Here is a 13,334-nt window from a genome sequence, read left to right as displayed (position 1 = left end):
GAATCAGGTGTGGTGGGGTGACGTTGGCAATGCGGGACTCCGGAGCCGTGCGCAGGCAGTGCAGTGACGGGGAGATCCAGACGGGATGCCCGTTGTAGCACGATTGTTTGTTGTTGAAGTCGCATTGAAAGTGAATTAATAGCTAAGCATTCCTAATAGAAGGATCTAACAATGAAGCAACAATATCTTGGCTTGCTGGTGGCAGGGGTAATTTCGACGTTTGTCGTAGCCGGTTGCGGTGGTGGCGGCGACGGCTCATCGAGTGCAAACAGCGGCACGGCTGCCACTCCCGGTAGTGGAACGACCACTCCCGCGAGTTCGGCTAGCGCGCCGGCGATCGCATCGGCGCCCATCGTGCCTCAGCCCGCGAGCGCGCCGGTCGCCTCCTCGCAACCCGTGACCGTCGGTGAGGCGCTCCCCACTCTGAGTAATCCACAGGCGGGATCCACGGCTGCGACCGCCAGTGGTCCGATCGGTGTGTGGTCAGCCACCAATAGCCTTGGATATCAGACGGTTGCACTGATCGATCCTCATAACAACCTGAGCACACTTAATGCGATCGGCTCGTTCGTGGAGTCCGATGACTTCACCAGTTTGACGCTGAACGGAAACGCGTGGTCGATGAACACCGGGGTTACGTTCGACGACACGACCGGATTGACGGAGCCGATCAACTCGGGCTCAGGTACTTACGCCGCCGAGCAGACGTTCAGCGGATCCATCAACCGAAACGGAACGTCCTCGACTCTGAATTGGAACTACAACGCGGAAAACGCGCTTGCCGTGACTCAGGCGAGCGTGACAGGGACGTGGGCAACGTCTTCCGCGTCGTTCACGATCGGATCCGATGGCACCGTGAGCGGGACACTGAGCGGCTGCAACATGAGCGGAACCCTGATGCTTGCGACCCCGAACTCGAATCAGAACATGTACGACATGGTACTGACGGCATCGCCCTCGACCGGTTGCAAGCTGCCTGCCGGTACGCCGCTTTCCGGCAGTGCGGCCATCCTGTTTGTCCCCATCAGCGGAAGCAACGGTTTCCAGCGATCGATCATCTATGTGCTGCATTCCGCCAACTACGGTTATGTCGCTTACGGCCAGGTGATCACGCAATCGTGACCGACGGATGCGCACGCGATGTGTCGTGCGTCGCGTGACTGTAGTCAATCACCGATCGGGTTGTGACTACGTGTCTGGAGCCAATGTCCAGGACTCGATGAGGTGTCGACGATGACGGGAAGAACAGTGAGATCAGCAAGGCGGGACATTCAAATCGGGCGTGCGTTGGTCGACCTGATGTTGCTATGGGTCATCGACGCCGATGTCGCTTGGGGAGCCGGGATCATACCGGACGGAGGTACGGCGACCTCGGTGTCGGTGGCGGGTAGCGGCCACCAGACCATGGGTATTGCGCGAGCAGTCGGTGGCGTCTCAAACGACACGTATTCGTCGTTTAACGTATCAAATTGATGATCGATTCAAATATATAGGATGTCAAAATATATGAATTCGGAATCGGTGATGATGAAAGTCGGACGCCTGGTTTGCATGTTGGTGCCGGTCGCGTGCTTGTCGGCGTGTGCGATCGTAGCGCCGCCTTACTCGCCGGACGTTGACAACATCCAGACGCTGAAAAACGTGCCAACCGCGCACGCCCAACTGGGTACTTTCGAGTCAAAGCCCGGAGCAACCAATCGGTATCCAGTGCCGCTGCGCGCGAACATGTTGCGCTCTCCGGTAGGGGATTCATTCAGTGCGTACCTGGCCGATGCGATGAAACAGGAACTGACGTTGGCAGGATGGTTGTCGCCACAAAGCGGGATCGAAGTGAAAGCAACGTTGCTCGAGAACGATATCGACGTGGGCGTGGCGAACGGCGAAGCGCGGGTGTCGGCCAGGTTTGTGGTGACGCGAGATGGCGTCGTGCGGTACGACGAGATCAAGCGGACGCGAACTCAGTGGGAATCGTCGTTTGCCGCCTATGTAGCAGTGCCGAAGGCGCGTGAGGAGTATCCGCACGCGGTACAGAAGTTGTTGGGCGAACTGTATGCCGACCCTGCGTTCCAGCAGGCCATCCGGTAGCGATGCCAAGAACCACACGACCAAGAGGATAAGAACGAAATGACATTGATTCGCATGATTGCAGCAGTCGGGGTTGCGGCCGCGCTGTCGGGTTGCGCTCACGAAATCTCCTTGACTGGCGACACGAGCAAAATCCCTGCCTTGTCGTCCGCGCCATTGGAGCGGACGGTGGGATTGGTCATCACGGACGAGCAGGCCGGGAGTGAGGTTGTCACGCCGGGAGGAGGTGGGGACAAAGTCGCTTACCGCCCGTACCGAGACCTCGCATTGCCGTTGTATGTAGGCTTGGGACACGTTTTTCGTAACGTGACAAAGCTCAAGAGCGTACCGGACGCTGCGACGATTCAGGCCAATCACTTGGACTATGTCGTCACACCTACGATCCAGACGAGCTCATCGTCGCCCAGTCTGCTGACGTGGCCACCGACGGACTTTTCAGTAACGTTGACATGCACTGTGACGGACTCGACCGGCCAGACCGTGGCAAAGGAGGAAGTGACCGGTAAGGGTCATGCCGAGTTCAGCGAATTCAAGCACAACCATGGCTTGGCAGGACAGCTCGCGACAACCGATGCGATCAGCAAGTTACAGGCGGCGCTTGCGAACGCGCCCGAACTGCATCGGTAATTACCGATGTTGAGAAGCCGAATGTTGCGTGGTGGATCTGTGTCGGGCGAACCTGCCGCGCAATTCACGTTCGTCGCATTGGAAGGATCCACATGCACAAGATGCGATTCGCGAATTCCCGGCTTGTTGTGCTGTTGACGGTGGCGACGATACGGCTGTCTGGCTGCGGAATTTTCGGCTGCGGCGCGTCCGTCACGAATGGCGCCGCTGCTGGCGGTTGTGCAACGGGAGCTCGCTTCTGAAGCTGGTGTGACGACTGGAATGATCTGATCTCTATATGCGCCTAAAACGACTATCTCTTTGTCTACTTTTAGCTTTGCCGGCACTATCGGGCCCTGTTCGTGCCGCCGGCATTGTGGTTGACGGCGGCACCACGACTTCCGTTTCGACCGGCTTGAATGGCCACCAAACCGTCAACATCGCGCCGACAGTCGGCGGCGTCTCGAACAACACGTATTCATCGTTCAACGTCTCGAAAGCCGGCGCCGATCTGAACAACGTCGGCGTGAACGCGCGCACGATCGTCAATGAGGTGACGAGCACGAATCCGTCGCTGATCCAGGGCGCAATTAACGTGCTTGGGCCGCGCGCGAACGTGATCCTGGCCAATCCGAACGGCATCACGGTCGATGGCGGCAGCTTCGTGAATGCGGGCCATGTCGTACTGTCGACCGGCCAGGTCAGCTTCGACGACCTGACGCTCGCGCCCGGCATGATCCAGCGCAACGTCGTGTTGAACACGAATCAGGGGGCGATCACGATCGGCCCGGGCGGCCTGTCCGGCGATCTCGTCAATCTCGATCTGATCGCCAGGCAACTGAACGTCAACGGCCCCGTCACCAACAGTTTCACGAGTTCGACGAGCGGCATCCGCGCGATCGTCGGCAGCGGCACCGCTACCTACGACACGAGCTTCTCGCCGTCGGATAACGGCCACGACTGGCTGATCGGCGCCACGTCATCCGGTGCGACGAACAAGGGTATCGCGGTGGACATTACGGCGGCCGGTGGCCTCACCGCAGGCCGCGTACAGCTGATCGTCACCGACCAGGGCGCGGGCGTGCACAGCCTCGGCAAACTCTATGCGAGCGCGGGCGACGTCGTCGTGTCGAGCTCCGGCGATGTCACGGCGGCGGACGGCTCGATCACGGCTGCGCACGACGTGCAGTTGACGACGACCGGAGCGGTATCGCTGCAAGGTACTCAGGTGACCGCGGCGAACGACGTATCGATTGCCGCGAACGGCATCGCACTCACGGATGACGCGACGGGCCCATCTACCGTGACGGCTCAGGCAGGGGCGGTGAACCTGACGAGCACGGCGAACATTTCGAACACCGGCAGCGTGATCCAGGCCGGCGAGACGCCGCAAAGCGGTCCGACGATCGGCGGCAACGTAACGCTCGCGGCTGCGGGAAACATCACGAACGATTCCAGCGCGTCGAACCTCGGCATTGTGTTTGCCGCGAATGGCACCGCGTCGCTGAGCGCGCAGGGCAACATCATCAACGACAACGCGCGCATTCTGTCGAACCAGGGCGTCAAGTTGAGCGCACAGGGCGACGTGTCGAACCAGATCGACCATTCCGGCGGTGTCAACGGCGGCCAGCCAGCCGCGTATTCGGATACCGGCGGCAGCTTCCTGTTTTTCACGCACTCGACGAGCGGCGTGAACGTCGACTACGGGACGGTGAATCACCCTGACCAGCTCGCATATATCGCCGCGACGGCGGGCCCCGTGTCGATCTCGGGTCGCAACGTGTCGAACACGGGCGGCATCATTCAAGCCAACGCCGGCGACATCACGATTACGGCGCAGAACGCGTTTACGAATGCCGCGGTGTTCTCGGGCCAGGCGAGCTACGTGCAAAGCTGCTGGATCTTCTGCCATGCGAGCGCATCGAGCACGGTCACGCCGTATGGCGGAACGATTCAGTCGGGCGGCAACATCGCCATTCAGGCTGGCAAGTCGGCGAGCGACATCGGTGGCACCGTCTACGCGACGGGCAACCTGAACGTTGCCGCACCGATCACCTATGCGACCGGCGTGACCGGTTACTCGGCGATCAACCAGGATCATGGCTTCAAGGCTTTCTTCGGCAGCACATGGGCGGAGCTGATCGCGTTCGACGTCGGCGGTGGTTTTACGGCCGACGGGCTCGTTCGCCTGACCGGCGACGCGGTGATCGATGGCGGCTATCTGTCGGGTGGCAAGGGCGTGTCGGTCGCAGGGACGACGACCACCCTTCGCGCGCCGTCGCGCACGCCGGTCGAGATTGGCCAGCATCTGGGCCTCACGACCTACTGGTGGCGCTGACATGAAATGGTCCATCCTGAGCATCCTGTTGCTGACCGCGTTCGCGCTCGGTTGTGCGCTCGTGTTCGTGCGGGTGACAGCGCCGCCGCCATGCTTTGAAACGCTCATCAGGGGGCACTCGATGCCCCGCGCCTGCGAGGAATGACGATGCGCGTCTCGCTCAAGATTTGGCTGGGTGCGATTCCCGCCGTCGCAATGTTGCAGGCACCGGCGTTCGCGCAAACCGCGCCGCTCTCCGCAGCGCGCCCGATCCAGGACCCGGCCCAGCAACTGATCGACCAGCAGCGCGAGCAGGCTCGCCAGCGGCAACTCCAACAGCCTCCTGCATCGATCACGATCGCGCCGACCCCGGAAACGACCCTCGATATTCCACCCGGTACGCCGGTCGAGGCGATCGTCGAGCCCGGTCCGACGTTCCCGGTCAAACACATCGACCTTCGCACGCCGGGCGGCCAGCCGTTCGTACCGCCGGGCGGGGTGCCACGCGCCAGGCTGGAGGAGACGATTGCGTCGTTCACGGGCCACGATCTGGGTTCGCACCGGATCAACGTGCTGCTCAAGCGCCTGACCGATGTCTTCGTCGGCGCGGGCTTCGTGACGACGCGCGCGCTGCTCGGCCCTCAAAACCTGGCGACGGGTACGCTGACGGTGACGATCCAGCTTGGCCGGATCGCCGATTTCGTGGTCAACGGCAAGCAGGTTCATCGGCTGAAGGCGGGGGAATCATCCGCCGGCGGCGGCTGGCTGACCGACGTCGGCTACGAGAATGCGTTTCCGGTCTCACCCGGTGATCCACTGCGACTGTCCGACATCGACCAGGGCGTCGCCCAGATCAACCGCCTGCGGCGCAATCAGGCACAGGTGCAGATCCTGCCTGGCCAGAGCGCCGGCGACTCGATCGTCGAGATCGACAACAAGCCGGGCGATCGTCTCTACGCCACGCTCGGCGTCGACAACTACGGGAGCTCGGCGACGGGGGTGACGCGCTACCGCGCAGGCATCGAAGCGGACAACCTGATCGGCTTGCAGGAATCGTTGAGCGTGAACTACATCGACAGTCAGGACAGCAACGCGCTGGTCGGCTCGATCGCAGTGCCGTTCGGCCGCCACACGTTCAGCTACACGGTGTCGGATTCGGAGTACCAGCAGGTGGTCGGCACCACGGCACTGCTTTACGGCCGCACGTTGTCGCACATTTTCGGGTGGAACTATACGCTTGACCGCACGCTCGCGGACGTCGTAAACCTCGATACGACGCTGTCCTGGCGGCGCACCGACCGCGTCGTGAACGGTATCGACCTCGACCCGCAGCGTCTTGCGGTGCTGCGCGCGGGCGTGAACTGGCTGCACAAGTTCGCGCTGAACGACGCGGCCGGCAACGTGACGCTCGACGCGGGCGTGTCGCAGGGACTGCCCTGGCTCGAGGCGGACCACGATGCACCCGATATCGATGAAACGGATGCGCATAGCCAGTTCACGAAGCTCGATGCGACTGCGACCTACGCACTGCCGTTGCCGAAGCTCGGCGCAGTGCAGGTCGCATATCGCGGCGCACTGGGCGGGCAGTGGACGAATGTGGCGCTCTACGGTTCGGAGCAGCTCTATCTGGGCGGGATGGATACGGTGCGCGGCTTCCGGTCCGGCGAGATCGCCGGCGACCGCGGGATCTATGCGCGCAACGAGCTCGCATGGGTGAACGTGCCGGCCTGGCATGACGCGCGCGTCGAGCCGTATGTGTTTCTTGATGCGGGCAAGGCGAACCTGATCGCAGTGTCGGGTTTCCCGACGCTGGCCGGCGTCGGCGCAGGACTGCGCGCGCAATGGCAGTGGCATGGCAAGCAGCTATCTGGCGAACTGTTGGCCGGGCGCCAGCTATGCCGGCCGGCATCGCTGGGCTCGAAGGCGACGCTGGTGCTCGGCACTGCGAACCTGGCGTTTTAAAGGGCAACGATCATCGTGCCGTCCCGTGTTGTCCTCGGAGGGACGGTTTGGGTGGCGGAGAGCGCTCCGCCGCCCCTTTTATTCAGCAGGAAGACGAAACATGAAACAGACGCTCAATCGAATCCTGATTGCGACCACGATCGCCTGGCAACTGACGGGGCCGGTGCACGCGCAAACGACCGCCGCGCCGGCGACCACGACGGTCGCGACCGTCAACGGGACGCCGATTACCGACGCCGAAGTCAGCGCGGTGCTGCAGGCTTCGAAGCAACCGGATAGTCCTCCGATCCGGCAGGCGATCAAGAATCAGTTGATCGCGCGCGTGCTGATCCAGCAGGCAGCCGAGAAGGCCGACTACGGGAGCAAGCCCGAGGTTCTGGCCGCGATGCAGGCGGCGAAGGCCAATGCGGAGACGCAGCTGTTCCTGCGCGACAACGTGAAGCCGGCACCGGTCACGGATGCGGACGTCAAGGCGCGCTACGACGAAATCGTCGCATCGCTCGGCAAGGATGAATACAAGCCGCGTCTGATCGTGGTCAGGGATTCGGCGACGGCCGCCACCGTGCTCAGCGAACTGAAGGCAGGAAAGTCGTTCGACGGACTTGCAGGCCAGTACAGCATCGCTCCCAGTCGCGACGCCGGCGGCGAGCTGCCGTGGGTGAGCTACAAGAGCCCGGCTACTGAGGGAAAAACATCCGGCTTGCCGGTTGCGATCGCACAGGCGCTTGAAAAGCTGCCCGTCGGCGCGGTGACTGCCGAGTCGATCCCGGTCGACGGCGCACGGGCGATCGTGAAACTCGATGCGAAGCGGCCGACGCAGGTGCCGTCGTTCAACCAGGCTCAGGCGACGATCCGCCAGCAGCTCCAGGCGCTCGCGCTGGAAAAGGCGAGCGCGGAGTTCATCGGCGGCCTGCTCAAGAATGCGAAGATTCAGCAGTAGGGTGACACGGTCGCATCGCGTGTAACGCCGTACTTGCTGTCGTTGGAGACGATTTCCGACCGACCTTGCCGCGAGATTGTCGGACATTGAAATCCCGGGGGAATGGCAAGGTGAACGCTCCCGAACGTCTGACCGGCCTGAGACGCCAATTGGGCGGAGGCTGTCATCGATTTTTTTTCGATTTGCGATCGCTGTTTCTGGCTGATTGCCATCACGCGTCAAGCACCGCCAGATCCCGCGGCAGCCCACGCTTGAACATCGCCAGAATCTGCCGCGCCGCCTTCGGCGGCAGCGTGATCGCATGCCGCACGGCCGCCGCGATCTGGATCATCATCAGCTCGGCGAATGTGCTGCGTTGCGCGCGGGTCGTGTCGGGCGCCACCTCTCCCAGCGCATCCGCGAACAGACCGGCCAGGAACGCGCCGTCCGCCCGGTCGAGGTCCTGCAGCGCGCGGTCGGCCTGCGTCGCGCGCCAGATGTCGCGCATCAGCGGCTCGTCGACGAACATCCGGTAGTAGCTGTCCGTGATGCGGGCGAGCGTCGCGTGCAGGTCGTCGATCGTCCTCATTGCGGCGAGGTCGCGCCGCACGCAGTCGTGCCCGACTGCGTTGTAGCGCTCCGCGAGCGTGCCGATCACGGCCGCCTTGTCCGGAAAGTACTGATACAGCGAACCGAACGAGATGCCCGTGCGCTCGACGATGTCGCTCATCCGGAACGCGTCGCAGCCCTTCTCGATCATCACTTCCGACGCACACGCGAGGATCCGCTCGAACCGCTCGCGGCTGCGCTGCTGTGTCGGCACCAGCCGCGCGCGCGCCGGCGCGTCCGCTGCCGCCGCGTCGGGCTCGTCGTTCTGCCCCGATTTTTGTCGGCCCATGCCGCCTCCGGAAAAACTTGACGTTGATAATGCGAGAGTCTATCGTGTTTTTGAAACGCGAGACATTCTCGCATTTTAACCAAAGGAGACGCACATGTCGGCACTTCCCATCCTCATCGTCGGCGGTTCGGGCAAGACGGGCGCCCGCGTCGATGCCCGGTTGCGCGCACGCGGCCTCGCGACGCGGCCCGTGTCGCGCACGTCGGCCATCCGCTTCGACTGGACGGCGCCGGAAACCTGGCCCGCCGCGCTCGACGGCGTGTCGGCCGCCTATGTGACCTACCAGCCCGACCTGGCCGTCGACGGCGCGGTGGAGGCGATTGCCGGGTTCGCGCGGTTGGCACGTGAAAGCGGCGTCGAGCGCGTGGTGCTGCTGTCCGGACGCGGCGAGCCGGGCGCGCAGGCGGCCGAGGCCGCGCTGCAGGTGTCGGGCGTGGGCTGGGGCGTCGTGCGCGCCAGCTGGTTCAACCAGAACTTCTCCGAGGGCTATCTGCTCGACAGCGTGCTGGCCGGCGAAGTCGCGCTGCCGGCCGGCGCGGTGCGGGAGCCGTTCGTCGATGCGGACGACATCGCGGAGGTGGCCGTAGCCGCGCTTACCGACGCGCGATTCGCAGGCCGCGTGATCGAGGTCACGGGCCCGCGCGCGCTGACGTTCGCCGAAGCGGTCGCCGAAATCGCGCGGGCCGCCGGCCGGCCGGTCGCCTATCGCGAGATTCCGCACGATGCGTTCGTCGCGGGGTTGCGCGAAGTCGGCGTGCCGGAGCCGGTCGTCGCGCTGCTCGACGACCTGTTCGACGTGGTGCTCGACGGCCGCAACAGCGCGGTGGCGCACGGCATCGAGGACACGCTCGGGCGACCGGCGCGCGATTTCGCCGACTATGCGCGAGCGACGGCCGCGACCGGCGTGTGGAGCGCCTGACCATGATCGCGCTCGTGACTTCCGCATTGCTGTGGGGTTCGGCCATCGGCTGCGGGCTGATGGCCGGCGTGTACTTCGCGTTCTCGACGTTCGTGATGACGTCGCTCGGACGGATCGCGCCTCAGGCCGGCGCGGCCGCGATGAACGCGATCAACGTCGACATCGTGCGCTCGCCGTTCATGCCGCTGTTTCTCGGCACGACGCTGATGGCGCTCGCGCTCGTCGTGATCGCGTTGTTCAATCGCGACCGGCCGGGCGCGATGGCCGCGGTCGCGGGCGGCGTGCTGTACGTGTTCGGCATGTTCGCGGTGACGATGGCCGTCAACGTGCCGCTCAACGATGCGCTCGCCGCGGCCGATCCGGCCACGACGCAGGGCGCGGCGCTGTGGACGCGCTACGTGCACGACTGGACGATGTGGAATCACGTGCGTACGGTGGCATCGGCGGCCGCGTGCGCGTGCTTCATCGCGGGGCTCGCGGCGCGGTAGCGCCGCCGCTACGCATAGAACGCCGACGGCGACACCCCGAAATGCCGCTTGAACATCGCGGAGAACGCGCTCTGGCTGCTGTAGCCGTGATCCATCGCGACGGTCAGCACCTTTTCGCCGTGCGCAAGGCGCTTGAGCGCGAGCAGCAGCCGCGCCTGTTCGCGCCAGCGGCGGAAGCTGAGCCCCGTCTCGCGCCGGAACGCGCGATGCAGCGTGCGGACCGACAGGCCGAGCTGGTCGGCCCATGCGGCGACCGTGCGCAGGTCGTCGGGCGTCGCGACGAGCGTGTCGCAGATCGTCCGCAGGCGTGCGTCGTGCGGCCACGGCAGGTACAGCGGCAGCAACGGCGCGACCGTCACTTCGGCGAGCAGCAGGTGCATCAGGTGATCGTGGCGCGAGCCGGGCGCATAGTCGAGCGGCACGTCGACCGCGGCGAGGATCAGCTCGCGCAGCAGCGGATGCACTTCCACGACGCAACTGCGCGCGGGCAGGTGCTCGACCGCGCCCGGCTCGACGAACACGGTGCGCATCTGCACGTCGCCGCTCATCTGCACGGTATGGGCGAGGCCGGCTTCGAGCCACACGCCGCGCGTGGGCGGCACGACCCACGACGCGCCTTCGGACTGCACGTGCATCACGCCCTCGATCGCATAGAGGAGCTGCGCGCGGCGATGGCTGTGCGTCGGAATCGATGTGCCGTGCGTATACGCCGCCGCCATCGCCGACACGGGCATCGGCGTCGATTCGTAGCGCAGGTGCGCGAAGGGCTGGGTGGACACGAATGTCCGATTGGCGACAAGTCCTGACATTTTGGCGTGAGACAGGCAGTTGAGCGGACGGGCACGATGGCGTTCCGATTCACGCCAGATCCCCCTGTCAGGATATTAATCCGTCAAACGCGATGAACAAGTCTCCTTTTCTGTTTCCTTTCTGCGCGATCGCGCTGTGGGCCGGCAACGTCGTGGTGTCGAAGCTGTCTGCATCGACGATCGATCCGTCGGCCATCACCTTCTACCGGCTGCTGCTCGCCGTTGCGCTAATGAGCGTCTTCACGCTGGCCCCCGCGTGGCGCAATCGCGCGGTGCTCGTCGCGCACCTGCCGAAGCTCGCGGTGCTCGGCTTTCTCGCGATGGCGCTGTTCCAGTGCCTGTCCTACGAGGCCGCGAAGACGACCAGCGCAACCAACATGGCGATCATCACCGCGCTCGTGCCGCTGATGACGATGGTGCTCAGCTCGCTGCTGCTCGGCGATCCGCCGGGCGCGGGCATGATCGGCGGCGGGGTGCTGTCGCTCGCGGGGGTCGTCTACCTGATCGCCGAAGGGCACCCGATGACCATCGCCGCGCGCGGCGTGCACGCGGGCGACCTGCTGATGCTGGCCGCGTCGGCCGCGTACGCGCTTTACGGCGTGCTGCTCAAGCGCTGGCGCATTGGCGCATTGCCGGCATGGCAGTCGACCTACGTGCAGGCACTGGCCGCGCTCGTGTTCATGGTGCCGATGCTGCTGCGGTTGCCCGCGCAGGCCGCATGGCCGACCCGCGCGAGCGTGCCGCTGATCCTGTACGCCGGCGTGCTGGCGTCGGTGGTGCTGCCGTATCTGTGGATGCAGGGCGTGCGGCTGCTCGGCCCGAGCCGCTGCGCGATGTTCATGAACCTGTTGCCCGTGATGACAGCAGGCGGCGCGATCGTGCTGCTCGGCGAATCGCTGCGGCTGTATCACCTGATCGGCGGTGGCGTCGCGCTCGTCGGCGTGGCGATCGCGCAGCGCTTCCCGTTCCAGGCAGGTGCGTCGCAGGGAGTCCGCCAATGAGCGCTGGTTTCGACGTGCAGGACCTGATTGCCGCGCTGCCGGACGGACGTGCGCCGGCTGCGGACCCGTCGCTGTCGCGCCAGCTCGAACGGATCGCGACCGCGCTCGAAGCGATGGCGGGCACTGGTCGGCAGGCGGCCGTCGATTTCGATGCGGCCGTCGCGTTTCGCTGGCGCGGGTTCGGCGGAGGCCATCGAACGGCGCCGCTCGAGCCGATCGCGACGCCCGCGCTCGTCGCGTTCGACGCGCTGCGCAACGTCGGCCGGCAGGCGGCGATCGTCGAACGGAACACGCGGCAGTTCGTGCGCGGGTGTGCGGCCAATCACGTGTTGCTGACCGGCGCGCGCGGCACCGGCAAGTCGTCGATCGTGAAGGCGTGCCTGCATGCGTTCGCGGCGCACGGCTTGCGGCTGATCGAGGTCAGCAAGGAAGGGCTGAACGATCTGCCGGCGATCGTCGAGCTGGTGCGCACGCGGCCCGAGCGCTACCTCGTGTTCTGCGACGACCTGTCGTTCGAGGCCGGCGAGACGGGCTACAAGGGGCTCAAGACGGTGCTCGACGGCTCGGTCGCGAGCGACCTGTCGAACGTGCTGGTGTACGCGACGTCCAATCGTCGCCACCTGATGCCCGAGCAGGCGAGCGACAACGCGAACGTCACGCGTGCGGAGAACGGCGAGCTGCACCCGGGCGACGCGGTCGAGGAGCGGATCTCGCTGTCCGAGCGCTTCGGGATCTGGGTCACGTTCTACGGCTTCACGCAGGACGAGTACCTGGCCGTCGTCGAGACCCGTCTCGGTGCGGCCGGTTTCGATGCCGACCAGATCCGCGCGGCGCGCGAACCGGCGCTGCAGTGGGCGCTCGAACGCGGTGCGCGCTCCGGCCGCATCGCGGTGCAGTTCGCGCGCGATTACGCGGGGCGGCTCGAGGACGAAAGCAGCGGCGATGAAGGTGCGCCGATGCGACGGACCGGTTGAGCGGGCCGCGGCGTCACGCACGACGCTGCCCGTCGGCCTGATCTGGCGGGGCCGGTCACAGATCGCCGGCGACCCGTGCGACGAATGCGGCGATGGTCTGGTCGTTGCGGGCGACAAAGATCCACTGGCCGACGGGTGTCGCGACGATCAGCCCCGCGTCGCGCAGCAGTGCGACGTGCGCCGAGACGGTCGATTGCGACAGCCCGCTGCGCGCCACGATCGACGAAAGCGGTGCGCCGTGGCATGAGTGGAGCCGCGCGGCGCCGGCGAACGTGTCCGGCGACTTCAGCCAGCGCAGCACGTCGCGTCGAAACGGATGGGCAAGCGCCTTGTGGATGCGGTCGAGATCGCTCATC

General features: G+C 65.0%; 14 protein-coding genes. 11 read left to right on the top strand and 3 right to left on the bottom strand.

All coding sequences use genetic code 11. The features are described from left to right. Nucleotides 1–171 precede the first annotated feature (171 nt). The 7 genes from AC5LXK_RS36365 (at nt 172) to AC5LXK_RS36335 (ending at nt 7,910) form a co-directional block, all read left to right on the top strand. On the top strand, nt 172–1,122 hold the full coding sequence (locus tag AC5LXK_RS36365; RefSeq protein ID WP_493394466.1) for a hypothetical protein: 951 nt from the start codon (nt 172–174) through the stop codon (nt 1,120–1,122). A 384-nt stretch (nt 1,123–1,506) separates the two neighbouring features. Next, nucleotides 1,507–2,085: a hypothetical protein gene (locus AC5LXK_RS36360; RefSeq protein WP_493394465.1), complete on the top strand. Its 579-nt coding sequence runs from the start codon at nt 1,507–1,509 to the stop codon at nt 2,083–2,085. Nucleotides 2,086–2,124: 39 nt separating this feature from the next. Then, nucleotides 2,125–2,712: a hypothetical protein gene (locus AC5LXK_RS36355; RefSeq protein WP_493394464.1), complete on the top strand. Its 588-nt coding sequence runs from the start codon at nt 2,125–2,127 to the stop codon at nt 2,710–2,712. A gap of 277 nt (nt 2,713–2,989) precedes the next feature. Further along, a complete protein-coding gene (locus AC5LXK_RS36350; protein ID WP_493394463.1) occupies nt 2,990–5,029 on the top strand; it encodes a two-partner secretion domain-containing protein in 2,040 nt (679 codons plus the stop codon). Between the two features lies 1 nt (nt 5,030). Next, nucleotides 5,031–5,174, top strand: coding sequence for a hypothetical protein (locus AC5LXK_RS36345; protein ID WP_493394462.1), 144 nt, complete (start codon nt 5,031–5,033; stop codon nt 5,172–5,174). Next, nucleotides 5,171–6,970 (top strand): ShlB/FhaC/HecB family hemolysin secretion/activation protein, encoded by a 1,800-nt coding sequence (locus AC5LXK_RS36340; protein ID WP_493394461.1) that lies wholly within the window; start codon nt 5,171–5,173, stop codon nt 6,968–6,970. Before AC5LXK_RS36345 ends, AC5LXK_RS36340 begins: the two co-directional genes overlap by 4 nt. A 100-nt stretch (nt 6,971–7,070) precedes the next feature. Continuing rightward, a complete protein-coding gene (locus AC5LXK_RS36335) occupies nt 7,071–7,910 on the top strand; it encodes a peptidylprolyl isomerase (protein ID WP_493394460.1) in 840 nt (279 codons plus the stop codon). Nucleotides 7,911–8,121: 211 nt separating this feature from the next. Here the strand turns inward: AC5LXK_RS36335 and AC5LXK_RS36330 are convergent, their stop codons facing one another. After that, complete coding sequence (locus AC5LXK_RS36330; RefSeq protein ID WP_493394459.1) at nt 8,122–8,787, bottom strand: TetR/AcrR family transcriptional regulator; 666 nt, start codon at nt 8,785–8,787, stop codon at nt 8,122–8,124. Between the two features lie 94 nt (nt 8,788–8,881). On the opposite strand from AC5LXK_RS36330, the gene AC5LXK_RS36325 reads away from it, so the two are divergent. Continuing rightward, nucleotides 8,882–9,706: an NmrA family NAD(P)-binding protein gene (locus tag AC5LXK_RS36325; protein WP_493394458.1), complete on the top strand. Its 825-nt coding sequence runs from the start codon at nt 8,882–8,884 to the stop codon at nt 9,704–9,706. 2 nt (nt 9,707–9,708) lie between these two features. Next, the gene (locus tag AC5LXK_RS36320; RefSeq protein WP_493394457.1) at nt 9,709–10,194 is read left to right on the top strand and encodes an anthrone oxygenase family protein; all 486 of its coding nucleotides are present in this window, start codon (nt 9,709–9,711) and stop codon (nt 10,192–10,194) included. A gap of 8 nt (nt 10,195–10,202) precedes the next feature. Here AC5LXK_RS36320 and AC5LXK_RS36315 read toward each other — a convergent pair whose 3' ends face one another. Beyond that, nucleotides 10,203–11,003, bottom strand: coding sequence for an AraC family transcriptional regulator (locus AC5LXK_RS36315; RefSeq protein ID WP_493394456.1), 801 nt, complete (start codon nt 11,001–11,003; stop codon nt 10,203–10,205). A gap of 92 nt (nt 11,004–11,095) precedes the next feature. Here AC5LXK_RS36315 and AC5LXK_RS36310 point away from each other — a divergent pair, with 92 nt between their 5' ends. Beyond that, nucleotides 11,096–12,004, top strand: a complete 909-nt coding sequence (locus AC5LXK_RS36310; protein ID WP_493394455.1) for a DMT family transporter — start codon at nt 11,096–11,098, stop codon at nt 12,002–12,004. Then, nucleotides 12,001–12,978 carry an ATP-binding protein gene (locus AC5LXK_RS36305; protein WP_493394454.1) on the top strand — a complete coding sequence of 326 codons (978 nt, stop codon included), beginning with the start codon at nt 12,001–12,003 and terminating at the stop codon, nt 12,976–12,978. Before AC5LXK_RS36310 ends, AC5LXK_RS36305 begins: the two co-directional genes overlap by 4 nt. Before the next feature lie 55 nt (nt 12,979–13,033). Here the strand turns inward: AC5LXK_RS36305 and AC5LXK_RS36300 are convergent, their stop codons facing one another. Then, nucleotides 13,034–13,333 carry an ArsR/SmtB family transcription factor gene (locus AC5LXK_RS36300; protein WP_493394453.1) on the bottom strand — a complete coding sequence of 100 codons (300 nt, stop codon included), beginning with the start codon at nt 13,331–13,333 and terminating at the stop codon, nt 13,034–13,036. Nucleotide 13,334 lies beyond the last annotated feature (1 nt).

The sequence above is a fragment of the Burkholderia pulmonis genome (genome assembly GCF_984667975.1).
Note: the sequence above shows the minus strand (reverse complement) of the source record. Positions and strands in the feature narration are given on the sequence as shown.

What these genes read in the sequence shown, in the direction of transcription:
- AC5LXK_RS36330 (WP_493394459.1), bottom strand. Translation starts at nt 8,787, where the DNA reads ATGGGCCGACAAAAATCGGGGCAGAACGACGAGCCCGACGCGGCGGCA.
- AC5LXK_RS36365 (WP_493394466.1), top strand. Translation starts at nt 172, where the DNA reads ATGAAGCAACAATATCTTGGCTTGCTGGTGGCAGGGGTAATTTCGACG.
- AC5LXK_RS36345 (WP_493394462.1), top strand. Translation starts at nt 5,031, where the DNA reads ATGAAATGGTCCATCCTGAGCATCCTGTTGCTGACCGCGTTCGCGCTC.
- AC5LXK_RS36335 (WP_493394460.1), top strand. Translation starts at nt 7,071, where the DNA reads ATGAAACAGACGCTCAATCGAATCCTGATTGCGACCACGATCGCCTGG.
- AC5LXK_RS36360 (WP_493394465.1), top strand. Translation starts at nt 1,507, where the DNA reads ATGAATTCGGAATCGGTGATGATGAAAGTCGGACGCCTGGTTTGCATG.
- AC5LXK_RS36310 (WP_493394455.1), top strand. Translation starts at nt 11,096, where the DNA reads ATGAACAAGTCTCCTTTTCTGTTTCCTTTCTGCGCGATCGCGCTGTGG.
- AC5LXK_RS36320 (WP_493394457.1), top strand. Translation starts at nt 9,709, where the DNA reads ATGATCGCGCTCGTGACTTCCGCATTGCTGTGGGGTTCGGCCATCGGC.
- AC5LXK_RS36325 (WP_493394458.1), top strand. Translation starts at nt 8,882, where the DNA reads ATGTCGGCACTTCCCATCCTCATCGTCGGCGGTTCGGGCAAGACGGGC.
- AC5LXK_RS36340 (WP_493394461.1), top strand. Translation starts at nt 5,171, where the DNA reads ATGACGATGCGCGTCTCGCTCAAGATTTGGCTGGGTGCGATTCCCGCC.
- AC5LXK_RS36350 (WP_493394463.1), top strand. Translation starts at nt 2,990, where the DNA reads ATGCGCCTAAAACGACTATCTCTTTGTCTACTTTTAGCTTTGCCGGCA.
- AC5LXK_RS36355 (WP_493394464.1), top strand. Translation starts at nt 2,125, where the DNA reads ATGACATTGATTCGCATGATTGCAGCAGTCGGGGTTGCGGCCGCGCTG.
- AC5LXK_RS36300 (WP_493394453.1), bottom strand. Translation starts at nt 13,333, where the DNA reads ATGAGCGATCTCGACCGCATCCACAAGGCGCTTGCCCATCCGTTTCGA.
- AC5LXK_RS36305 (WP_493394454.1), top strand. Translation starts at nt 12,001, where the DNA reads ATGAGCGCTGGTTTCGACGTGCAGGACCTGATTGCCGCGCTGCCGGAC.
- AC5LXK_RS36315 (WP_493394456.1), bottom strand. Translation starts at nt 11,003, where the DNA reads ATGTCAGGACTTGTCGCCAATCGGACATTCGTGTCCACCCAGCCCTTC.